We start from the raw sequence: 20,346 nt of genomic DNA on the forward strand, positions 1-20,346 counted from the left end.
TGCTAGTTATTTGCTTTGAGAATGATTGGACTAAAAGTAAAGGGTTGCTCTTGCGCAGGATTAACCTGAACTTCAACAGCTTGTACTTGATCGGCTCCCATTACTTGAAGTCGTAATACATTTTCTAATACCTTTTTTTGATTCTTGCGATATAGGGGCTGATCAATGATTAGTCGATGACTATCACCATGAATCAGCAATACTGGCTTATTGAAAATCTCTGACATAGAGATCAGGCTTTCTAATGTATCGCGATAGCCACTATCGCTACTTGTCAATTGACTAGGTTTATAAAACATATCGGCTTGATAGGCAAAGATGATGCCATTCAAGCTTCTTTGGGTGGCTAAATTAAATGCATGTTCGATCCATGCTAGGTTAGCTTGATTTCTATCTTGATATTCTTTGATAGCAGACTCTGCACCCTCATTATTGTTATTCGAACCAGGTATGTGGATGCTGACAAATAGAAAATTATTCTTTATCCAGTAAGCGTTTTCTACATACTTGGAATGCTTAGGATCTAAGTCAGACTGCCTTTGGACGCGTAGCGTATTTTTACCTAAGCTTTGATTGGTGCTAAAAAATACTGTTCTGAGTGCTGATAGTCTTTCCAATGGATCGTACGCTCCAGCCATGGGTCGGTGGCAGTCAGTCCACTCATTGTCTCCTGGGGTATAGATTAAGGGTGCTTTGAAGTTTGAAAAATAGGATTTAATGATTTGATTGTGTTCATCACTACAAAGTGACGAGCCAGATTTAGTATCTCCAATAAAAATACTGAAACTTGGTTTAAGTCGGTTTATTTCTGTGATTAAGTTTTCAAAGCGTTGAAAATCTTGTGGTAGTGAGTAGGGCATATCACCCAGGGCGATAAATTTAAATGTCTGACCAACAGCAGCTGTTGTAAAGCTTGCTATGGCGATAGCTAGAAAAAATGCTCTGAAGCGAATTGCTTTGAAAGATCTCATTTATTTTTGAATAATTCGCTTATTTGTTTATTTGTATTGCTGAGGCTCATCATTGATTTCCTTAATCTCTATCTCGCCGAAAATGTAGGTATTTTCTTTTAGAGCCTTCCACCCTAGATCTTGAAATACATGTGCGTATTCACCAGAAAACTTTTTTGATTTTCCATAAAAAATATCCGTTAGTTCATCTTGTTCGTCTTCATCAATGGTCTCAGAAAAATAGATTACCTTTTCCCCATCATAAGTCTTACTAATTTCTGCCCCAGGAATATCGCCGATACGCATTCCCACTTGAGGTTCATATTGACTGATGAACTTTGGTTTTGTAGTTGTTATGATGGATCCAAGCTTCCAGACTGTCCCGCATTTAATTTCTTTATTCTGTTTTTTAAAGATATGTCTTTGGACTAGAGAGCCCATTTCAAGAGGGATAATTTGATACAGCATCCCATATCTCCTGTAGTGAATTTAAGCCTTTATCATGCTCTTAAAGTGTGACGATTCGGTGAAGATCAGTGGGCTTGATGAATGTTTGGTCAGGACTTTGTATATAGGTTTTGACTGTCTTCATTTTGTAATAGTTTCAGTTCATGATCACCCTTGTGACTTCACAACATACGATCATTACCTGCCCTAACTGTTACGGACAAGAAACCCTAGAGATCTCTCAAGGCTATTCTCAGCATTTATATCGCTGCCCAAGTTGCAGCATCATTTTGAAGCCCAGATCAGGAGATTGCTGTATTTTCTGCAGTTTCGGAAGTCAAGATTGCTCCAGTGCGGAGCAAAATTTAGCTGCCTAGGCCTCTTCCCAGTAGACTAGGGTCTCGTTTCACGAATGTGTCATCAGAGTTTCATAAAATAGACATATTCAAGTAAACCTGCTTCTATTGGAAATGCTGTGTCCTTACATCAGAATAAATCCGTAATGAACGCTACTGACCTCGTCGCTGCAGTCGATCTTGGGTCTAATAGCTTTCGTATGCTAGTAGCTCAAGTCGTCAAGACGCCTTCCGGTACACAACTGCGTCCGATTGATACGCTGCGTGAGTCTGTCCGCTTGGCTGCTGGCTTAACTGATAATAAATTATTAGGTAATGATGCCTATCAGCGAGGAATTACAGCAATTCGGCGCTTTGGTGAACGCATTCGGGGGTTTGATCCTGCTAATGTGCGCGCTGTTGCCACCAACACCCTGCGCGTAGCTAAAAATGCACCACACTTTATCCGGGAGGCTGAGGAGGCCTTGGGTTTCCCCATTGAAGTGATCGCAGGAGTTGAAGAGGCGCGCTTAATCTACATTGGTGCCGCTCATGAAGTGCCGGCAGTACAGGGTAATCGCTTGGTAGTGGATATTGGCGGAGGCTCTACCGAGCTAATCATTGGCAAAGGTTACGAGCCCAAGCTGATGGAAAGCCTGTACATTGGTTGCGTTTCTCATAGCCTGAGATTTTTCCCTAAGGGCAATATCGATTCTCATGCTTTTAAAGAGGCAGAGCTAGCCGCGCGAAGAGAAATTCAGGTGATTTCTGAAGCATATCTAAAGGCTGGCTGGAAGCAAGTTATTGGTTCTTCGGGGACCGCACGCGCTTTAGCCGAACTGATTGCAGAAAATAACTTCAATGGCCAGGTAGATAACTCTGATGGTTTGATTACCCGCGATGGTTTAAGAGCCATGAAAAAGCATCTTCTGAAGTATGAGCATATTAATCAGGTTGAGCTACAAGGCCTCAAGGATGATAGGCGCTCAGTTTGGCCGGGTGGCCTTGCCATCATGATTGCTGTTTTTGATGAGCTTGGTATCGAGTCCATGGAGGTCACAGATGCCGCCTTAAGAATCGGCGTGCTTTATGACTTGCTAGGTCGCTCTCAGCATGAAGATATGCGCTTTGTGACAGTTGAGCAATTTATGCAGCGTTACGCGGTAGATCGTGAACAAGCTAGGCGCGTTGGCAATCTAGCTGCTGAGTTTTTGGCACAATTGCCTAAGCCAGATGAGGAGAGCCGGGCTGATAATATTGCATTATTGCAATGGGCTGCCAATCTTCATGAAATCGGCTTATCGATATCGCATAACGGATATCACAAACATTCTGCCTACATTGCTGGTAATGCCGATATGCCGGGCTTCTCAAAAAACGATCAGGCTAGATTAGCCGCCTTACTCATTGGTCACACCGGTAAGTTAGGAAAGTTAGCGAATAATGCTTCTTTCTCTGATTGGCGTATGTTGTTTTGTATGCGGCTTGCGCAGGTACTTTGCCGCGGACGCAGTGATGTCAATTTATCCAAGGTGAAAGTCTCGGAGCACAATGGAGACTATTTAGTTAGCCTCTCCAAAGACTGGGCTAAGGAGCATCCATTAACAGAGTTTAGCCTTCAAAAAGAAGCGGCCGAATGGGTGCGTATCGGCCGACCTTATAGCATTAGCTTGAAGTAATGCTTACAACCCTAGGAAATGCTTTGCGTAACGAGGATTGATTTCTGATAGACGCAACATGGTCAATACATCTGCTGTATTGAAATCTGGATCCCAGGCGGGTGCGCTACAAATCTTAGCGCCTAGTTTCAAATAACCTTTGATCAATGGTGGAGGCTCTACCTCTAAACCGCCATTGAGTCGCTCAAGCGGCAAGGGTAGGCGCGGGAATGCATGATTTTCAACTGGAGCCATTTGATCGTTGCTTAGTGAGTTGTATAGACTCGCTGCAAAGTGACCGCCATCACCCATGGGGATGCTGGCACATCCAAGCATGATTTCATAATCGTGTTTTTGCATGTATTGCGCTAAGCCGCTCCACAAAGCCATGATGACTGCACCAGAACGAAAGTCTTCGTGCACGCAAGATCTCCCGAGCTCAACTAATTTGGGGCGCAAGTGGTCTAGTCGGCTCAAATCAAACTCTGAATCTGAGTAGAGACGCCCAATCTCCAAAGCTTTGTGTGGCGGGAGCACGCGATAGGTGCCGACCACCTTTAATGACTCCTGATCACGAATCAGTAAATGGTCGCAATAGGCATCGAATTCATCAATATCGAGGTTCTCTGGATTGCTTGGAAGCTTCGCCCCCATCTCTTCTGCAAATACCTTGTAGCGCAGGCGCTGCGCTTCTTTAATCTCACTCGCATTGCTAGCCCAAGTAATTTGAAATGCAGGGCGCTTTGGCTTAGCGATCGTTTTCTCAGCAACTGGGTCTGGGGTTCGCAGCTCAGCTCTGGCTTTAGTAGCAAATTTCTTGCCAAATAACTTCTTTGCAATTTTTTTAGAAAAGAGCTTTTTAATCGCCTCAGTTTTACTTTTTTTAATCTTCTTTGGCTTTACTTCAAAGCGAGAATTAAATAGATCAAATGCAGCAAGGGGATTTGGAATATCTGACATAGTGTTCCTTAAGTATTAATAATCAATAGTAAGAAATGGGTGTTACTAATTGATGACAATGGGGATGCAAATCGTTGCCCACAGTAAGGCGGAAATGAGTAGGGTAAGCATGACTGCGGCCGAACCAAAATCTTTTGCTCTTTTCGATAGATCATGATGATCAAATGAAATTCGATCGATAGCTGCCTCAACGCTAGAGTTCAGCAGCTCAACCACTAAAACCATGATGAGCGAAGCAATCAGGGCACATTTCTCAAGAGGGCTAATTGGCAAGAAAAGAGCAATTGGGCTCAGCACTACCAGCAGGAAAAGTTCTTGTCTAAAAGCACTTTCCTCTTGAAATGCATAGACTATGCCGCACCAAGAATTCTTGGCTGCATGCCACGCGCGTGTGAGGCCGCGGTTACCCTTATGTGGGTTTTGCTTAATGTCGTAAGGTGCTGACAAAATGAGTTCTTAAGCGAGGGCAGTAACATGAACAGCCGTGGAGGGTACGGGCTTTAAATGCTTGGCGAATTGCTCCGAAGCCGCTCTCCAAGAAAACTTCTCAGCATGAGCCCTAGCCAGTTCACGAGGAATTTTCAGGGCTTGCATACAAGCTACTCGCAGATCTTCGTGCATTGCGCCAGCAGCAGAGTTGCCTAAAACATCAATTGGACCGGTCACTGGATAGGCTGCGACTGGTGTACCACAAGCCATGGCTTCTAAAATTACCAGCCCAAAAGTATCGGTTTTGCTTGGGAAGACAAAAACATCGGCAGCAGCATATACTTTCGCCAACTCTTCCTGCTGTAGTACACCTAGATAATTGATATTCGGGTATTTTTCTTTAATACCGGCCATTGCAGGACCGTCACCAACAACCCATTTAGAGCCTGGTAGATCTATCTCCAAGAAGGCGTTGATATTTTTCTCTATTGCCACTCGACCAACATACAAAAAGATTGGGTGAGCGCTATTGAGAGCTTTAGAGTCTTGCATTTTGAAGATGTCTAAATCTACGCCTCGTGACCACAGCACGACATTTTTAAGGCCAAACTTCTCGAGATCATCTTTAACGACAATAGTTGGCGCCATTACCGCCATCGAAGGGCCGTGAAACCAGCGAATAAAAGCATAGGTAATGCTTAAAGGAATTCCGGTGCGGGCTTTGACATATTCAGGGAAGCGGGTGTGATAGGCCGTAGAGAATGGCAAATCATTCTTTACGGCATAAGAGCGTGCTGATAAGCCCAAAGGCCCCTCTGTAGCAATATGCATTGCATCAGGCGCAAATTCTTTAATGCGGCGAGCCACTTCCTTTCCGGGGAATAAGGACAAGGCAATATCTGGGTAGGTAGGGCAGGGGATGGATTTAAAGCCAGTCGGGGTAATCATTTCGACTTCATGGCCCATGCCGATGAGTTCAGCTCTAGTTTGTTTGAGCGTTCTTACAACACCATTGACTTGTGGATCCCATGCATCAGTAATGATCATAATTTTCATACGGTAGCCTCTTTAATAAGTGTTGCAAGCTCAGGTTGGAGAGTAATTTCAGGTGCTTCCACTGGATCACCATGAATATGTGTCCAGTAGATAATTTTCAGTTCACCGGTCGTGGTCTCTACTAGTGCTGATAGGCTTTCGACCCAATCACCATCATTGCAATACAACAGACCATCGATTTCACGAATTTCTGCTTTGTGAATATGGCCACATACGACGCCATCACAATTCCTTAGGCGGGCTTCTCTGGCCATGATGTGCTCAAAGTCAGCGATATAACTGACGGCATTTTTTACTTGATGCTTAAGATATTGGGAGAGTGACCAGTATTGCAATCCCATCTTGACGCGCAACATATTGAAGTAGCGATTAATGTACAAAATAAATGAATACAGCGAGTCGCCAACATAGGCAAGCCATTTAGCGTATTGCATTACGCCATCAAATAAATCGCCATGGGTTACCCACAGCTTCCGTCCATCTAAGGTTGTGTGGATGACCTCTTCTTGAACCTTGATATCGCCAAAGGACATACCAAAGTACTGACGAGCCGCTTCGTCATGATTACCAGGAATGTAAATCACTTCAGAACCTTTGCGGGCTTTACGCAATAACTTTTGAACAACATCATTGTGGGTCTGTGGCCAGTAAAACGACTGTTTTAAGCGCCAGCCATCGATAATGTCGCCCACCAGGTAAATCTGATCGGCTTCATTGTGCTTTAAGAAATCGAGGAGGTAGTTTGCCTGACACCCTGATGTTCCGAGGTGTACATCTGAAATCCAAATCGCTCTGTAATGCGTCATGAGTACGTATTAAGCCGATTCATTATGAAGGCCTCATGACACTTTTACGACAGTTTGATGACTTGATTTATATTACGGCTAGATATGAGGCAATCCCAATCAAACCCCACTTCAACTCCGAGCAGTTGGCTTCGCTATTGGATATGGATGCAAATCCTATTGCACGTGATTGTTGGGGTATGCAAACTCTCTTTTATTTTCCCCTTACTAAATCAAAAACAAAAAGACCACCACATACAAGAGTGGTCTAAGAAATTATTAAAAATCTTTCATATTCCGTTGCGTGTGATTGGCGCGGAGAAATTACTCTCTAGCCCACATTTGCTGGTATCAAATCACATCTCGTGGTTAGATATTCATGTAATTAATGCATTTAAACCGGTCCGTTTTGTCGCAAAATCGGAAGTCCGGAGATGGCCTATATTTGGATGGATGGCGCAGCAGTTGGGCACCGTCTTTATTCGCAGAGATAGTGCGCGTCATGCGAGACAGGTGGTAGACCAGATGGCGGAGGTTCTGAAAGTAGAGTCGATCTGTATTTTTCCCGAAGGTACTTCTACTTCTGGGGAGTCAGTATTGCCGTTTAAGCCCAATCTATTTGAATCTGCCATTTTGGCTCATGCTCCAGTATTTCCGATAGCCATTGCTTACCGTTCAAGGTCAACGGGTCTGAGGAGTGATGCCCCTGCCTTTATTGGAGATATGGGTCTGCTCGAATCGATGTCCAATGTTATTGCCAGCCGGGATATAGAGGTGCATTTAAGCCTACTAGAGCCTTATTTGACTCACAAATCTGCAAATACCGATCGAAAAGCACTCGCTCTCTATTGCCAGGAAGCTATTACTAAAACCTTATAAACAGTATATGTAATAAAAGTGTCATATCCTAGAGGTACAAAGAGTTATCAGTATCGGAAAGAGATATGACGTCAAAGCATAAAGAAATAGATGAGTGGTACAAGCGTGCTCGGGAAGATATTCTAGATAGCATGGACGAAGAGCTCGAAATGGAGCTCGATGATGATCGCTTGTCACCTGATGGTGGAAGTGCCTCTGTCATACCTCGAAATGTTTACTTCAAGGAATTATTTCGCCTGCAAGGTGAATTAGTAAAGCTCCAAGATTGGGTGGTTCAAAATAAACTTAAGGTAGCTGTTTTATTTGAAGGTCGCGATTCTGCAGGTAAGGGTGGCGCGATCAAACGAATTACCCAACGTCTTAATCCCCGCGTATGTAAGGTCGTTGCATTGACTGCGCCTAGCGAGCGTGAAAAAACCCAGTGGTATTTTCAGCGCTACGTATCAAACTTACCTGCTGGTGGCGAGATCGTATTGTTTGATCGCAGCTGGTACAACCGTGCTGGTGTTGAAAAGGTCATGGGATTTTGTAATGATGCCGAGTACGAAGAGTTTTTGCGTACAGTTCCTGAGTTTGAACGCATGATTATTCGCTCCGGAATCATTCTGATTAAGTACTGGTTCTCTATTTCAGATGATGAGCAATATAGTCGCTTCATGGTGCGGATTCATGATCCATTAAAGCAATGGAAACTGAGCCCAATGGACTTAGATGCTCGCCGTCATTGGGAGGCCTATACCAAGGCAAAAGAGACTATGCTTGAGCGTACCAATATTCCTGAAGCACCGTGGTGGGTTGTGGCTGCAAACGATAAGAAAAAAGCTCGCCTCAATTGCATTTCTCACCTGCTGACTCAAATTCCCTATCAAGAAATTGAGCATCCAGAGGTTACCTTGCCCGCACGAGTTCATAACCCTGATTATCTTCGTGGGCCTGTGCCAAAAAATATGTACGTTCCCGAGATCTATTGATTTTGTGAACGCAGGTCTCTAGGTGTTAATCTCTCAGTATTCACCAAGGGGATAGCACTTGAAATCAAAGCAGGGTATTACCAATAGGGAATTTAAACTACTCATCAAACCTCAGGGTTTGGATAGACGTAGCCGTATTACCGCTTTAAGCGATCAAATTCTCAAGTTCTGCAAAAAAAGCAAGGTGGATTTTTTCCACTTAGATAACGCTACAACTGGCTTGCGGAATATTTATTTCTACGATACACCAGGCGAAGATTTCAGGCGCAATAATATTATTTTGCGCGTTCGTGAATCTCGTCAAAATATTTGGGTGGATGATTGGTGTGAGGTGACTTTAAAGTGCCGTACGGGCGATTTACAGAAGTCCCACGAATTTGACCCATCACCTAAAAAATCCATTAAGTCACGCTTACGTCTGAAGGAAGAAATTCTTCGAGGCGATGCTATTGGTACAAGTAGGGCAATTTATTCCAACAACGCAATTTTGGATGCAGTGCCTATTGACGGCCTCTTTGAGAAATCCTTAGCAAGTGTTGCAAAGTTCTTTCCTGGCCTAGTCACTCTGCCAATTGATAAAAAATCCCCCATCCGAATTGTTGGCGGACGCACCAATAAGATTCTTGAGGCATGTTTGCCAATTGGAAACTTAGTATTTGGTGATGGCGTGCAAGCACATTGTGAAATTGCTATCTGGATGAAGAGTGTAGGCGACCCTATTGTGGGTGAGTTGGCCTTTTCATATCGGATGAATGATGCCAACCGTGGTCAAGTAAAAGCGCATAAGCGTGCTGATAAGTTCTTCAAGAAGCTCCAAATTGAACTAGAAAGCTGGTTAGAAATTGGTAGCACTAAAACAGCTTTAGTCTACGGAAAACCTGAGTGACTTCTCAGATGCAAGATGATGTGACGATAACTCAGTCTCCAGACTTACGTGATCTCTTTGTTCAATTTTTGATTATTGGTGCTGTCAGCTTTGGCGGTGGCATCATTGCCTACGAACGTATCCTCTTGGTTGAAAAGAGAAAGTGGCTCTCAGCTGATGAGTTTATGGCCTACCTAGCGATTAGCCAGACCATGCCTGGACTAAACTCAGTCAACTTAGCAGTACTCGCAGGAGATCATCTGCGAGGTATTCTCGGCGCCATGATTGCCACTCTAGGGCTCATATTTCCGGGGTCATTATTTGTGCTAGGTATCGGCATGATCTACGCTAGTACCGCAGATCATCCTTCGATTAATCTCATCTTGGCTGGTATTGCAGCAGCTGCTACCGGCTTGCTAGCGGCCATTACTTACAAAATCGGAGATGCTCACTGGCGTCATCTGAAGTCCTTAGTCATCATTGTTATGACATTTATATTGATGAGCATCTTCAAGCTTACATTGCCATATGTGATCTTGATTATGGCTCCGATATCGATCTATCTGTATAGGCCAGGTCAACCCCAATGAGTCTATTGATCCACTTGGCCTGGACCTTTGCCTTGCTTTCTATTCTTGCAGTGGGTGGTGGCACTGCTGTTTTGCCCGAGATGCAAACCATACTTGCACATCAGTTCGGTATAGACCATACCCAATTTGTTCATATTTATAGTATCGGCCAGTTGGCGCCTGGCCCCAATATGTTGATGGTCTTAGTGATTGGCTATCAAATTGCTGGGCTCATTGGTGCAGGCGTAGTCTTGCTATCCTTCTTTTTGCCTTCAAGCCTGATGTGCTTTTATATGGGGAGGCTCTGGAATCGTTTTGGAGAAAGTCCTTGGCGACGATCTATTCAAAACGCGCTTGAGCCCATTTCGATTGGCCTCATGTCATCTGGTGTTTATGCTGTTGCCAAGGCATCTGTAGTGAGCAGCATTACCTTGGGGCTTGCTCTAGTTACTCTGTATCTCATTCTCAGAACCAAGATCAATCCGGTGTTAGTTATTTTGTTCTCTGGAGGACTGGGTGCCTTATTGATGTCTTATCTGAACTAGTAAAAGTTTAGAAGGTTCCTCTTAGGCCTAGCATCAGACTTCTACCAGGCTGAGGCGCATACAACCTCACAGCCATTGGTGTAGTGGCATACCGAATTTGCTCATTGAGTAAGTTCTTCAGATTCATATACACGGTCCAATTCACATCCTTTACTTTTTCCGTATAAGAGATGCCAGCATTTAATAAGTTATAACTTGGGGCAGGACCTTGTTCCCAGTTTGCCAGGCGATTTTGTTGATAGCTGTAGATATAAGTCGCATTGGTAAGCCAACCATTGCGCTGGTGCGCCAACTCTGCACCTAAACGTGGGGCAGGCTGCAAGGGTAGATTGCCTCCCGCATCAAATGTTCCTTGTGAAGCATCGCCAAATACTCGGCTCCCTAAGCCAGTTTGATTCCAGTTATAAGTAAGTTCACCCTCAATGCCCTTGATTGTTGCCGCAGCTTGTTGTGCTGTGACTACGTTAAAGCCGTCACCTTGTTGTCCGCCATTATTAATGGCGCTACCAGTGTAATAACCATAAATATAGTTATTGAATCGGTTCGCATAAATACTTGCCTTGCTTCTGAGTAATCCACTGTTCTTCTGAATATTGAACTCTAAGTTATGCGAGGTCTCTTTGCTAAGGTTAGGATTGCCAATATCAAAGGTGGCAGTAGATTCATGTGCGCCATAAGAATAGAGTTCTTGAGCACTTGGCGCTCTTTGTGACACGGTATAAGCCACTCCAGTGCCGTACCCTTGCATGAAGCTCCATAAGCTACCAGCAGAATAGGATAGGAGATTGAATTTGCGATTTTGCAAAGTAATACTAGGAGTAGTTCCAGTGGGAGTAACTGTGGGCTGGGCCTCTAAAGTCGTGCCTAAATTGGGGTTCTGGGCAACATTGTTATAGCGCAGACCTAGGCTTCCTTGTAGAGAATTCCAATTACCTTCCTCAATCCAAAATAAGGCATTGGAGTTAGTTTTTGTTGGGGGGACAATAGCATAACTACCTGTACCTACTTCCGTTGCATTAAGAGAGGCAGCGGAGACCTGTGCCCCGAAGGTACCTTTCCAGCCAGCTAAAGGATTGTGGGCGAGTTCTAAGCGAGCCTCATTGGCAATGTTCTTCCAAACTGAGGCAGCGGTACCCACGTTATTAAATTCAGTATGGTTGTAATTTGAATTCGCTGCACTAAATTTGAATGATGAAAACCCTGTCAATGGATCTCGAGTTTGATGTTGGATGTCATATCGATTTTGCGACTGGTTTATGGATCCACCTTCAGGTGTTGGAATGCCATAGTTATTATTTAAGCGTTCTACAGAAACCCCGGTATATCCATTCTGTCCTATATAAGAAACGCCAACGCCCAAATTATTCTGCTTACTAAAAGAATTCGGCAACTTACCAGAATAGTTATTCCCGCCGTTGCCCTCCGGTGGAACAGTCCATCCTCCCGTAGGCTCACCTTGAGACTGGGTGGAGTTCCCTGGAATACGATAGTTATCAGCATTATTAATGGCTGTATCCACATGCACTGCAACCGAACCAAATGCCCCATCTACTTCAACCGCTCCAGCTCTCCCATTGCTAACGGTCTCGTAACTGGTGTTAATTGCACCAGTTGGTCTATCGGGTAGGTTGGTCAGGATACGATCATTCACTACGTTCACGAGTCCACCACTTGAGCCTGATCCATAGAGTAGAGCAGCTGCACCACGCAGAATTTCAACTTGGTGCACATTTTGCATATTGTTTCCAACGGCATGATCTTGCGAGATGTTGGATACATCGCCAACTGATAGACCATTTTGCAAAATTTGCACACGAGCACCTTCTAGACCTCGAATGACTGGTCGAGATGATCCTGCGCCATATCCTGTAGCGGATACGCCGAGCTCATTAGCCAATGTCGCGCCTAAATTTGTACCTAATTTATTCAGTAGCTCATCACCTTGCAAAACCTTCGTTGGCGTCAGAATGCTCTGAGTGGCCTCTTGCGATCCTGTTGCAGTGATTTCTAGGCTTGGTCCTACTGATTGAGCATTAGTGACTGAGCTCAATAATCCGGAGATAAGAACAAAAATAACTTTTTGCTTACTTAAAAAATGATGAGAGTGCTGCATAGTGAAGCTTTCATTCTGAAAAATGCACCTAACAAGGTGGATGCATTGAATAAATCGGTAGGCCAAGCATTCGCTTGACGTGATGATGAATTACAGAATGAAGCTAGGCGGAGCTCTGGATTGGTAAAGCCCAATTTGAATACGGGCTAGTAGCGGGTTGTTTGAGGCTAAGTGCGCTTCCTGTGAGAGGTCGCTAGCAAGGAAAAGATTGGATGTTGAGCCAAGGAAACCAGCCAGTGTCAGTGCATCAAGTAAATGACAGCTGTCAAAGCTATGGTCAAGTGAGGGCGCTTGATCCGTACAACTCAGTTCAATATTTTGATGCTGGATTCCGGAGTGAGCAATGCTGTGAGCAAAGCCAATCCAGTGGGTGCCCAATAAGCAACCAAGCAGAAAACCGAGGGCAAGGTAGCCCCTGAGTTGCTTTCTGAATTTGCTTAAAAATGAGGCTTCCATGCCCCGAATCTTACAGTATTTGCCCCTGTAGGGCATCTCGGTGTAGAATATCGATTCCGTCGGAGTGTAGCGCAGCCTGGTAGCGCACCTGCTTTGGGAGCAGGGGGTCCAAGGTTCGAATCCTTGTACTCCGACCACTTTCCCTTATTGTTCTAGTTATACCCAGCACATTCTGCCCATAGCTCAGCTGGATAGAGCAACGCCCTTCTAAGGCGTAGGTCGCACGTTCGAATCGTGCTGGGCAGGCCAAACTCTCATATTCATTGTCACTCCAATCTTACTACTGTGCTCCATTGACAGGATTTTGGATGGGATCACCTATCCCTTAGAAATCTTCGTTTATAGTACAAAAAAGCACCCACTCGAAGCTTTTAATCCTTAAATTGCAAGATCCCTATTGGAAATGGAAAGCAGATGGGCGATTACACCAAGATGTCGGCACATTACGACACGATTATGACCTCAGGGTATTACGACTATCAGGCAATTGTTGATGGATTACTTAATCATCATCCTTTTGAGAATGTTTTAGAGATTGGGTGCGGTACGGGTCTAATTTTGGAAGAGATTGCCAAACGTGAACCAACAGCTAATATCCGTGGCATAGACTTAACTCAATCGATGCTTGACATAGCACAAAAACGTTTAGAGCCATATCCAAACATTAAGTTAAGTCAGCAAAATATTACTGAGTTAAGTCTTGAGCAGCAATATCGTTTGGCTTTCTCATACGGTGGCGTTTGGTATTTCGTGATTGATGGTAATAAAGAACCATTTCTAGTTAGCCATATTTATGATGAGCAAGCAAACCATCTTGGACTTGAAAGTTTAAGTAAATTTGTTCAGTCCGGCGGAAAATTGCTACTAGGAATTCAAGGGCCACACCATGATTATGAAAAGTCCATTTCTAATGGGATGATCTATTCACAAAAGATTGAACCTTTAGAGCTGGGGTTCACTAAGCACTATTACTTAGATGACAAAGATAATCGCGTCATGGCACAGACGATTCACTATCGCACCTATAATTTTAGCGATGCCAAGAAATTGTTATCAAGTTATGGTTTTGAGTATGAAGATCGCACAGAAAAGCACCAACATTTTCTTGAATTTAAGCGTGTTTAGTGGTGTTCACTAAGATGAATGATCCATTGATTGGCTTTATTGGTGTGGGTAATATGGGCAATCCCATGGCAGCTAATTTATTGAAAGCAGGTTACAGGGTCAGTATTTTTGATCGCGAACCTCACAAGGCGATAAATTTAGTGTCCTTAGGTGCAAGTCTTGCGGAAAATATTGCACAACTTGGTCAGAAATCGCAAGTGGTGATTTGTTCGTTGCCCGGTCCAACACAAGTCAAAGAGGTGATGTTTGGTAGTAGTGGGCTTATTGATGTAATGAAGCCAGGCTCAACTATTATTGATACTTCCACTAGTTCGGTAGAGCTTGCACAAGCATTATCGATCCTACTAGATCAAAAGAATGTAGGTTTTTTAGAGGCGCCAGTGACCAATGCCGTTGACTTTGCAGCACTTGGGAAGCTGTCAATTTTTGTTGCCGGCAAGCAATCAGATTTTGAGATATGTAAACCTATTTTTGAAGTTCTTGGCGAAAAAATATTTTATGTTGGTAAGCCTGGTAATGGGGCTACGATTAAGTTGCTTACTAATCTGCTATGGTTTACACACGCTGCGGTGATCGGTGAGGCTCTGATGTTAGGAGCTAAGGCTGATATTCCATTGGATATTGTTTCTGAAGCTATTCAATCAAGTGCTGGTAATAGCTGGGTAGCCCAACATGACATCCCTTCTATTTTTGCAGGACACTATGACCCAAGTTTTTCTTTAGCGCTATGTTGTAAAGATTTGGATTTGGTTAATCAAATTGCGCAGTCTCAGGGCTTCACGTTGACTATGGGTCAATTTGTTCAAAGCCTTTTCGAGGAGGCTCAAAAGACTTATGGCGCATCTGCGGCCGAATTACATGTGGTTAAGTTATTGGAAGATCGTGTTGGTACTTATTTGCGTCCTCACTTGCAAAATTCGCCCTCACAGCCCTTAGACAGATCATGACATTAAAGAATCAAGTCAAACTCATGCAAGAAGCTCACTTGCATATGCCTCAGGGAGTTGCAGAAAACTATCGCTATTGGGGTGATGAGCGCACTGTATTTATCTCCTCAGCCAAGGGGGCTCAGCTGACTGACTGTGATGGCAAAAAATACATTGATTTTCGTTTGGGATATGGCCCAATTATCTTGGGCTATCGCGATGATCGTGTTGATCAGGCTGTTATTCGACAAATTCAGGAAGGTGGAACGCTATCGGGCTTTTCTACCTCCTTAGATACAGAGGTGGCGAAGCAAATCAAAGCACTATGCCCACAAATTGATAAGTTACGTTTTGCTAATTCTGGTACTGAAGCAGTGATGGGTGCAGTTAGAACAGCACGTGGTTTTACTGGCAGAGATCGAATTGCTATTGTAGAAGGTAGCTTTCATGGCCTAGTTGATGAAATGATGTGGAAATCTGACATCGAGCACTGGAATGCTGACGATCTTCTTCCGCCCAAAATTATTCCATTTGGGTCAGGCATCCCTGGTAATACTCGAGAGCTGGTTGATTTTATTGAGCTCAATGATTTTGAATCTCTTGAGCAACTTTTTATGACACGGAAAGATTCTTTAGCCTGTGTTTTATTGGAGCCAATTATTGGTAATGCTGGCAGCATTGCAGCCTGTAATTGCTGGTTACAAAGGTTGCGTGATTTATGTACCGCAAACGGTACGATTCTCATTATTGATGAAGTTAAAACGGGTTTCAGGGTAGCTAAGGGTGGTGCTCAATCTTTGTATGGAATTTATGCAGACCTAACAACGTATGCCAAGGCCATGGGCAATGGCTATCCTGTAGCGGCTTTTGGTGGAAGATCCGAGGTAATGGATGTAGTTGGTTCTCATGCTGGAGGTGTTGTGCATGGTGGAACCTATACTGCCAATTTAGTCGCCTTAAGTGCAGCGCATGCAACCTTAGGTATTTTGGAAAATACCAATGCCCTCAAAACTGTGGATGAGGCGGGGCAAACGATACAGGCGCTTCTCGGGCGTGTCTTTACAGCTGCCAAAATAGAGCATGCCTTTGCTGGACCGCCTGCAATGTTTGGCATTCACTTCTCTAGGGAAGTACCCATAAATTATCGTCAGTGGCGAAAAGTTAACAATAGCCTGTATCAAAAATTTGCTTGGAAATTGATTGAGTATGGAGTGATGCTAGAGCCAGACTCAAGAGAGCCTTGGTTTATTTGCGAGGCACATAGCCAAATAGACTTTGCTTGGTTAGAGGATGTAGCCACTAAGGCAATTAAATCTGCGCTTTAGGGTTAGTAGTCAAACGACCTACGTCATTGCACGGTTGATCACACGGTACCAATTATAGGCAGTAACCACTTGAATTCATTGAATTTTCGAGTAAAAGCGATTTCTTCTAAGGCGTAGGCTGCACGTTTAAATCGTGTTAGTCAGGACAAATTTCAGGCTCAAAAGCAAATAAAACCAGCATTTTGAATCTTAAATTTGGATGTCACAGAAGTTTCATTTAATTGGTGCAGAATAAAATTCGGGAATTAAATTTACCTATAAGTTCCCTCAATGAATCATAAGATAACCATCCATTTAACAGAAATATGAGACCCGACTGGTGATCAATAAGCTTTAGGAAATAGATATGCAACACAAGCCAAACAAGCATCATAAACTCGAGAAGCACGATAAGCTAACTGTGAAGCACAAACCAAGCTTTTATGTCACTGCTTCCGCCATTTTAGTTTTTACTGCTGCTTTAAGTACTGCCGCCTTTGCTGCCTACGGTGTCATATCAACTGGTATCAAAATTCTTACTCTTTAGAGAAAAGATTTAAATCAATTAATTAATAACGTAGAGCTACAAAAAACCCCCTGATACCCTCATCAGAATTGGTGGGGGTGTTGACCTCAAAGGGACACACTAAATAATACTTATGCATTGCACAGCCGCTTTCACGCTATAAATCATCAAAATATATAGACTATTTGGCGGTTATGAATTCTTCTAAGGCTTAGGTCGCACGTTCGAACCGTGCTGGGCAGGCCAAAAAAGTTCTACCCCCTCCCTTTAAATCATAGCTTTTGTCAGTCTTTCTATTAGAGACGGCACTCTCTTAGTTACCCAAGATAGCAAAAACTTGTCCGAAGGGCCAGTTACATTAAAAAACCTTGAATCAGTTTCAATATTGAGGATATACTTTTGACAAGCAGGAGAGTGAGATCTGATCTCCACCGAAGGCGCAAACTCCCATGAACGCTCAGGTATCCATTAGGAAGGTACTGCTTATCCTAAATAGCCGTCTGGAGAGACACCATTTTTATGGTGCACCGAAGGAGCAAGCACTCAGCCACGCTGTAGTGTGAATCTCTCAGGTATCAGGGACAGGGGGAGCGGCAGCCATATTGATATGGCACTTTAGGAGATTTCGCATGCACACACTTCCGAGCTAATTCAGTTTTTGCTAACGCAGATCAATTGATTCAATTTTCACTTACTGAATAAGGATATACATCATGAGCAATAAACTAGTCCAAGAGGCTCCTTTCCATCCTGGATATGAGGACGCTTCATATAAAAATGAAGTTCCACCAGTGATTGCTGAATTAGAGAGCTTTAGAAAAACGAATGCTCGACATCTTGGCTTTTCGGAGCTAATAGTAGATTTCTGCAAGTCTTCAAAGTCGTTTACTCCAGCCTAATTGCTAATTAACAGCCCCAGTTAGAAATAGCTGGGGTTTTTTCAAGGCATATCTGGCGCGTTCGAATCCTGATGGGCGGGCCAAAATTTCATGTATACCTCATTCTGGAGTAGTCCATAACTAAAGCTAAGTTAATTCAATATCAATGTCATGAAACTTACCATTCATAGTTAGAGACATTCGGGTCTCCTGTGCTGTTTCGGATTGCCTTAAAGCACCGACTATCTGTAGAACATTCAGGGGTAATCCCTACGATGACGATGTTAGCTCGCATGTTAGATTGTTGGTAGTCAAAAACTTTTATAACAAGCATTGAATATGGAGAGAATATGGGCAACCAAAGACGTGAATTCTTAAAAGTATCTGCCATAGCTGGCGGTGCCGCGCTAACTACCCCCTTTATTGCAAATCAGGCTGAGGCAGCTGGACCTGGTGCGGGCGCTGTAAGGCTTGCTAATCCTGACATGGCAAAGAACATGACTGTTCTAAATTACAAAGTGGACAACAAATATGTTCTCGGCGTCAAGACAGACAAAGGCATTTTAGATGTTGCTAAGGCTGCAAAACAATTCAAAGTGAAGGCGCCAATTAATACTGATGATTTGATTCAGAATGGTGATCAAGGTTTAGGTAAGCTAGTGGGTCAGGCATTGAGCAAGGGCGGCCCAAATTTGTTTTTGGACGAATCTAAAATCGAATATGCACCTGCTGTTACCAACCCCGAGAAAATTATCTGCGTGGGATTGAACTATGCAAAGCATGCTAAAGAAACCAATAATCCCATACCAACCTTACCAATTTTATTCAATAAATTTAATAACACACTCAACAGCCATAACGGCGTTGTAAAGGCATCATTAGTCAACGCAGAAAAGTTTGATTACGAAGCGGAGTTAGTTATTGTGATGGGTAGGCGTGCGTATAACGTTAGTGAGGCCGATGCTTTGTCATATGTATTTGGTTATGCTACTGGACAAGACTTTACAGCGCGTGAATTACAGCAACGCAGTAGCCAGTGGATGATTGGTAAAACTAATGATGGTTTTGCGCCTATAGGCCCATATATTTTGACATCAGATTTAGTTGGAAATCCAAATCAACTAAAAATTGAGCAATACGTTAATGGTGAGGTTCGTCAGTCATCCAATACTAATGATATGGTTTTTAATTGCGCTCAAATCATTAGCTATGCCTCCAAAATTTTTACTCTAGAGCCAGGCGATATTATTTTTACTGGCACCCCAGAAGGAGTGATAACGGGGTATCCAAAAGATAAGCAGGTTTGGCTAAAGCCTGGCGACAAGCTCGAGACACGCATTGAAAAGTTGGGTAATCTCAAATTTACCGTGGCCTGATTCAGAATCTAAAACCCTCATCAGAAATGGTGGGGCCTTTTAAGCTGTAACCCATTCAAATAACAGGCGATTCGAGCAAAGGCGAATTCTTCTAGCGCTTAGGTCATATGCTCAAATCGTGCAGAGCAGTCCAAATCCCCACATTCTGCATGCTTAGCTACTCTGACCTTACTGGGGATATTGCCCTATTCATTTTGATATCTATATATACTAATGCTGTTATTTTTGATGTTAATGGAAGATAGAAGATATTCATGAAAAGCAAAAAAATTGGTTGTAATTGTTTGATCGCCGCAACGTTTTTGTTGGGTGCTGTAAATGCTCATGCTGCAAGCCAGACGATGGATAAAATTAAATCTACCGGAGCGGTCACTATGGGTGTTCGTGAATCCTCTATTCCAATGTCATACACTATTGGTGATAGTCGCTTTGACGGCTATCACGTTGAGGTATGTCGCATGATTTTGGCTGACATAAAAGCTAATCTTGGACTAAGTACTTTGCGCATTAATTACCAGCCCGTTACATCTCAGAACCGTGTACCTTTGGTTCAAAACGGCACGGTTGATATTGAGTGTGGAACAACAACTAACAATACTGCGCGTGCTAAGGATGTGGGTTTTGCAAATACGCTGTATGTTGAAGAAGTTCGGATCGCAGTAAAAGCAAACTCGGGCATCACTTCAATCGCTCAGCTAGCCGGCAAAAAAGTTGCTACAACTACCGGCACTACTTCAGTACAGTTATTGCGTAAACATGAAAAAGCCAATGGCGTAAATTTTGACGAAGTATTTGGTAAGGATCATGCCGATAGCTTCTTATTGCTAGAGTCGGGTCGTGCAGATGCATTCGTCATGGATGGTTCAATCCTGGCTGGCAATATCGCTAACTCTAAAAATCCAAAGGACTATAAGATTGTTGGTGAGGTACTTTCAACTGAGCCTATCGCTATCATGGTTCCAAAGAATGACCCCGAGTTTAAGGCGGCCGTCAATGCTGCGATTGCTAAGATTGTGGCTAACGGCAATATGCCTAAGCTTTGGAATAAATGGTTTTTAGCCCCAATCCCGCCAAAAAATATTGTTGTAGGTCTTGAGTTGTCACCGGCAACGAAAAATGCGTGGGCCAATCTCAACGACAAGCCTGCCGAAGACTACAATAAAAAATAATCGATTGCCCTCACTAAATACGAG

Annotated in this window: 22 protein-coding genes, 2 tRNA genes and 1 riboswitch; of the genes, 16 read left to right on the forward strand and 8 right to left on the reverse strand. The window is 43.5% G+C overall.

The annotated features are described in order from the left end of the window. Positions 1-2: 2 nt before the first annotated feature. Positions 3-971 carry a hypothetical protein gene (locus tag ICN27_RS04390; protein ID WP_215310037.1) on the reverse strand — a complete coding sequence of 323 codons (969 nt, stop codon included), beginning with the start codon at positions 969-971 and terminating at the stop codon, positions 3-5. Between the two features lie 27 nt (positions 972-998). Further along, positions 999-1,418 carry a hypothetical protein gene (locus tag ICN27_RS04395; protein WP_216269102.1) on the reverse strand — a complete coding sequence of 140 codons (420 nt, stop codon included), beginning with the start codon at positions 1,416-1,418 and terminating at the stop codon, positions 999-1,001. A gap of 143 nt (positions 1,419-1,561) precedes the next feature. Between ICN27_RS04395 and ICN27_RS10465 the strand changes: the two genes are divergently transcribed. After that, positions 1,562-1,774, forward strand: coding sequence for a GDCCVxC domain-containing (seleno)protein (locus ICN27_RS10465; protein ID WP_304608924.1), 213 nt, complete (start codon positions 1,562-1,564; stop codon positions 1,772-1,774). A 125-nt stretch (positions 1,775-1,899) separates the two neighbouring features. Further along, a complete protein-coding gene (ppx, locus tag ICN27_RS04400) occupies positions 1,900-3,411 on the forward strand; it encodes an exopolyphosphatase (RefSeq protein WP_215310041.1) in 1,512 nt (503 codons plus the stop codon). Positions 3,412-3,414: 3 nt separating this feature from the next. Here the strand turns inward: ppx and ICN27_RS04405 are convergent, their stop codons facing one another. The 4 genes from ICN27_RS04405 to ICN27_RS04420 are packed head-to-tail and all read right to left on the reverse strand — an operon-like array spanning position 3,415 to position 6,641. Further along, positions 3,415-4,350: a GNAT family N-acetyltransferase gene (locus ICN27_RS04405; protein WP_255534979.1), complete on the reverse strand. Its 936-nt coding sequence runs from the start codon at positions 4,348-4,350 to the stop codon at positions 3,415-3,417. Between the two features lie 45 nt (positions 4,351-4,395). Continuing rightward, on the reverse strand, positions 4,396-4,797 hold the full coding sequence (locus ICN27_RS04410) for a diacylglycerol kinase (protein ID WP_216269103.1): 402 nt from the start codon (positions 4,795-4,797) through the stop codon (positions 4,396-4,398). 9 nt (positions 4,798-4,806) lie between these two features. Then, complete coding sequence (locus ICN27_RS04415; RefSeq protein WP_216269104.1) at positions 4,807-5,835, reverse strand: glycosyltransferase family 1 protein; 1,029 nt, start codon at positions 5,833-5,835, stop codon at positions 4,807-4,809. Next, positions 5,832-6,641, reverse strand: coding sequence for a UDP-2,3-diacylglucosamine diphosphatase (locus tag ICN27_RS04420; RefSeq protein ID WP_215310047.1), 810 nt, complete (start codon positions 6,639-6,641; stop codon positions 5,832-5,834). Before ICN27_RS04420 ends, ICN27_RS04415 begins: the two co-directional genes overlap by 4 nt. A gap of 147 nt (positions 6,642-6,788) precedes the next feature. On the opposite strand from ICN27_RS04420, the gene ICN27_RS04425 reads away from it, so the two are divergent. From ICN27_RS04425 to ICN27_RS04445, 5 genes are all read left to right on the forward strand, one after another. Beyond that, positions 6,789-7,499 (forward strand): 1-acyl-sn-glycerol-3-phosphate acyltransferase, encoded by a 711-nt coding sequence (locus ICN27_RS04425; RefSeq protein ID WP_255534980.1) that lies wholly within the window; start codon positions 6,789-6,791, stop codon positions 7,497-7,499. Between the two features lie 65 nt (positions 7,500-7,564). After that, positions 7,565-8,470, forward strand: a complete 906-nt coding sequence (gene ppk2, locus ICN27_RS04430) for a polyphosphate kinase 2 (RefSeq protein ID WP_216269106.1) — start codon at positions 7,565-7,567, stop codon at positions 8,468-8,470. Positions 8,471-8,528: 58 nt separating this feature from the next. After that, positions 8,529-9,356, forward strand: coding sequence for a hypothetical protein (locus ICN27_RS04435; protein ID WP_216269107.1), 828 nt, complete (start codon positions 8,529-8,531; stop codon positions 9,354-9,356). Further along, positions 9,353-9,925, forward strand: a complete 573-nt coding sequence (locus ICN27_RS04440; RefSeq protein ID WP_216269108.1) for a chromate transporter — start codon at positions 9,353-9,355, stop codon at positions 9,923-9,925. The genes ICN27_RS04435 and ICN27_RS04440 overlap by 4 nt, the downstream gene beginning before the upstream one ends. After that, entirely contained in the window at positions 9,922-10,449 is a 528-nt protein-coding gene (locus ICN27_RS04445) for a chromate transporter (protein ID WP_216269109.1), read from the forward strand. The genes ICN27_RS04440 and ICN27_RS04445 overlap by 4 nt, the downstream gene beginning before the upstream one ends. Before the next feature lie 7 nt (positions 10,450-10,456). On the opposite strand, the gene ICN27_RS04450 is transcribed toward ICN27_RS04445, so the two are convergent. Together ICN27_RS04450 and ICN27_RS04455 are read right to left on the reverse strand one after the other, a co-directional pair. Next, positions 10,457-12,562, reverse strand: a complete 2,106-nt coding sequence (locus ICN27_RS04450) for a TonB-dependent receptor (RefSeq protein WP_216269110.1) — start codon at positions 12,560-12,562, stop codon at positions 10,457-10,459. A 90-nt stretch (positions 12,563-12,652) separates the two neighbouring features. After that, complete coding sequence (locus ICN27_RS04455) at positions 12,653-13,018, reverse strand: hypothetical protein (protein WP_216269111.1); 366 nt, start codon at positions 13,016-13,018, stop codon at positions 12,653-12,655. 60 nt (positions 13,019-13,078) lie between these two features. Here ICN27_RS04455 and ICN27_RS04460 point away from each other — a divergent pair. From ICN27_RS04460 to ICN27_RS04500, 9 genes are all read left to right on the forward strand, one after another. Then, positions 13,079-13,155 (forward strand) — tRNA-Pro (locus tag ICN27_RS04460). A 35-nt stretch (positions 13,156-13,190) separates the two neighbouring features. Next, positions 13,191-13,267, forward strand: a tRNA-Arg gene (locus ICN27_RS04465). A gap of 165 nt (positions 13,268-13,432) precedes the next feature. Then, positions 13,433-14,143 carry a trans-aconitate 2-methyltransferase gene (locus ICN27_RS04470; protein WP_216269112.1) on the forward strand — a complete coding sequence of 237 codons (711 nt, stop codon included), beginning with the start codon at positions 13,433-13,435 and terminating at the stop codon, positions 14,141-14,143. Positions 14,144-14,157: 14 nt separating this feature from the next. Continuing rightward, the gene (locus ICN27_RS04475) at positions 14,158-15,090 is read left to right on the forward strand and encodes an NAD(P)-dependent oxidoreductase (protein ID WP_216269113.1); all 933 of its coding nucleotides are present in this window, start codon (positions 14,158-14,160) and stop codon (positions 15,088-15,090) included. After that, positions 15,087-16,394, forward strand: a complete 1,308-nt coding sequence (locus ICN27_RS04480; protein ID WP_216269114.1) for an aspartate aminotransferase family protein — start codon at positions 15,087-15,089, stop codon at positions 16,392-16,394. The genes ICN27_RS04475 and ICN27_RS04480 overlap by 4 nt, the downstream gene beginning before the upstream one ends. 346 nt (positions 16,395-16,740) lie before the next feature. Beyond that, positions 16,741-16,920, forward strand: coding sequence for a hypothetical protein (locus tag ICN27_RS04485; RefSeq protein ID WP_216269115.1), 180 nt, complete (start codon positions 16,741-16,743; stop codon positions 16,918-16,920). A gap of 469 nt (positions 16,921-17,389) precedes the next feature. After that, a riboswitch (glycine riboswitch) is annotated at positions 17,390-17,494 on the forward strand. 118 nt (positions 17,495-17,612) lie between these two features. Continuing rightward, on the forward strand, positions 17,613-17,798 hold the full coding sequence (locus tag ICN27_RS04490; RefSeq protein WP_216269116.1) for a hypothetical protein: 186 nt from the start codon (positions 17,613-17,615) through the stop codon (positions 17,796-17,798). A gap of 329 nt (positions 17,799-18,127) precedes the next feature. Further along, a complete protein-coding gene (locus tag ICN27_RS04495; protein ID WP_216269117.1) occupies positions 18,128-19,153 on the forward strand; it encodes a fumarylacetoacetate hydrolase family protein in 1,026 nt (341 codons plus the stop codon). 254 nt (positions 19,154-19,407) lie between these two features. Beyond that, entirely contained in the window at positions 19,408-20,322 is a 915-nt protein-coding gene (locus ICN27_RS04500) for an amino acid ABC transporter substrate-binding protein (RefSeq protein ID WP_255534981.1), read from the forward strand. Positions 20,323-20,346: the final 24 nt, after the last annotated feature.

Source organism: Polynucleobacter sp. Nonnen-W13 (assembly GCF_018881735.1).
Taxonomy (GTDB): Bacteria; Pseudomonadota; Gammaproteobacteria; order Burkholderiales; family Burkholderiaceae; genus Polynucleobacter.

What these genes read in the sequence shown, in the direction of transcription:
- ICN27_RS04390 (WP_215310037.1), bottom strand. Translation starts at nt 971, where the DNA reads ATGAGATCTTTCAAAGCAATTCGCTTCAGAGCATTTTTTCTAGCTATC.
- ICN27_RS04395 (WP_216269102.1), bottom strand. Translation starts at nt 1,418, where the DNA reads ATGCTGTATCAAATTATCCCTCTTGAAATGGGCTCTCTAGTCCAAAGA.
- ICN27_RS10465 (WP_304608924.1), top strand. Translation starts at nt 1,562, where the DNA reads ATGATCACCCTTGTGACTTCACAACATACGATCATTACCTGCCCTAAC.
- ppx (WP_215310041.1), top strand. Translation starts at nt 1,900, where the DNA reads ATGAACGCTACTGACCTCGTCGCTGCAGTCGATCTTGGGTCTAATAGC.
- ICN27_RS04405 (WP_255534979.1), bottom strand. Translation starts at nt 4,350, where the DNA reads ATGTCAGATATTCCAAATCCCCTTGCTGCATTTGATCTATTTAATTCT.
- ICN27_RS04415 (WP_216269104.1), bottom strand. Translation starts at nt 5,835, where the DNA reads ATGAAAATTATGATCATTACTGATGCATGGGATCCACAAGTCAATGGT.
- ICN27_RS04420 (WP_215310047.1), bottom strand. Translation starts at nt 6,641, where the DNA reads ATGACGCATTACAGAGCGATTTGGATTTCAGATGTACACCTCGGAACA.
- ICN27_RS04425 (WP_255534980.1), top strand. Translation starts at nt 6,789, where the DNA reads ATGCAAATCCTATTGCACGTGATTGTTGGGGTATGCAAACTCTCTTTT.
- ppk2 (WP_216269106.1), top strand. Translation starts at nt 7,565, where the DNA reads ATGACGTCAAAGCATAAAGAAATAGATGAGTGGTACAAGCGTGCTCGG.
- ICN27_RS04445 (WP_216269109.1), top strand. Translation starts at nt 9,922, where the DNA reads ATGAGTCTATTGATCCACTTGGCCTGGACCTTTGCCTTGCTTTCTATT.
- ICN27_RS04450 (WP_216269110.1), bottom strand. Translation starts at nt 12,562, where the DNA reads ATGCAGCACTCTCATCATTTTTTAAGTAAGCAAAAAGTTATTTTTGTT.
- ICN27_RS04455 (WP_216269111.1), bottom strand. Translation starts at nt 13,018, where the DNA reads ATGGAAGCCTCATTTTTAAGCAAATTCAGAAAGCAACTCAGGGGCTAC.
- ICN27_RS04470 (WP_216269112.1), top strand. Translation starts at nt 13,433, where the DNA reads ATGGGCGATTACACCAAGATGTCGGCACATTACGACACGATTATGACC.
- ICN27_RS04475 (WP_216269113.1), top strand. Translation starts at nt 14,158, where the DNA reads ATGAATGATCCATTGATTGGCTTTATTGGTGTGGGTAATATGGGCAAT.
- ICN27_RS04480 (WP_216269114.1), top strand. Translation starts at nt 15,087, where the DNA reads ATGACATTAAAGAATCAAGTCAAACTCATGCAAGAAGCTCACTTGCAT.
- ICN27_RS04485 (WP_216269115.1), top strand. Translation starts at nt 16,741, where the DNA reads ATGCAACACAAGCCAAACAAGCATCATAAACTCGAGAAGCACGATAAG.
- ICN27_RS04490 (WP_216269116.1), top strand. Translation starts at nt 17,613, where the DNA reads ATGAGCAATAAACTAGTCCAAGAGGCTCCTTTCCATCCTGGATATGAG.
- ICN27_RS04495 (WP_216269117.1), top strand. Translation starts at nt 18,128, where the DNA reads ATGGGCAACCAAAGACGTGAATTCTTAAAAGTATCTGCCATAGCTGGC.
- ICN27_RS04500 (WP_255534981.1), top strand. Translation starts at nt 19,408, where the DNA reads ATGAAAAGCAAAAAAATTGGTTGTAATTGTTTGATCGCCGCAACGTTT.